This window comes from Ralstonia sp. RL, assembly GCF_001683835.1.
GTDB lineage: Bacteria > Pseudomonadota > Gammaproteobacteria > Burkholderiales > Burkholderiaceae > Ralstonia > Ralstonia mannitolilytica.
The window spans coordinates 1-663 of the sequence record NZ_LWRX01000089.1 but is presented as its reverse complement, the minus strand read 5'-3'; the positions used below and the strand labels follow the sequence as shown (position 1 = coordinate 663).

General features: G+C 67.7%; 1 protein-coding gene. It reads left to right on the top strand.

Going from position 1 to position 663, the window contains the following annotated elements:
* Positions 1 to 8: 8 nt before the first annotated feature.
* Positions 9 to 663: branched-chain amino acid transaminase (locus A6M56_RS08200; RefSeq protein ID WP_286758064.1), on the top strand; the 655-nt coding region annotated here is incomplete at its 3' end.

The following is a 663-nucleotide window of genomic DNA, read 5'->3' as shown; positions in this document are numbered from 1 at the left end:
GGCAATGGCTGCCCGCGTCCGAGGCCAGGGTTTCCGTGCTCACCCACACGCTGCATTACGGCTACGGCTGTTTCGAGGGCATCCGCGCCTACGAGACGGCCAGCGGCCCGGCACTTTTTCGCCTGCCCGAGCATCTGCGCCGGTTGGAGGATTCGGCGCGCATCCTGGCCATCGACATGCCCTTCGACCGCGCAACACTGACCGACGCCTGCCGCGACGTCGTGGCGCGCAACGGACTGAACAGCGCCTACGTGCGGCCGCTGGTCTTTTTGGGCGACGAAAAACTGGGCGTCGACCCGGCCGGCGCCAAGACGCATGTGATGGTCGCCGCCTGGCCGTGGGGCGCCTACCTCGGCGGCACCGCGCTGCAAGCCGGCATCCGCGTGCGCGTGTCGTCCTACGCCCGGCATCACCCCAATGTGCAAATGTGCCGCGCCAAGGCGATCTCGGCCTATGCCAATTCCATCCTTTCGGTGCGCGAGGCGCGGCGTGATGGTTACGACGAGGCAATCCTGCTCGACACCGAGGGCTACGTGGCGGAAGGCTCCAGCGAGAACCTCTTCATCGTGCGCGACGGCGAATTGCTGGAGCCGGAAACCACCTCGGCACTCGACGGCATCACCCGCCGCACCGTCGCCACGTTGGCCCACGAAGCCGGCCTCG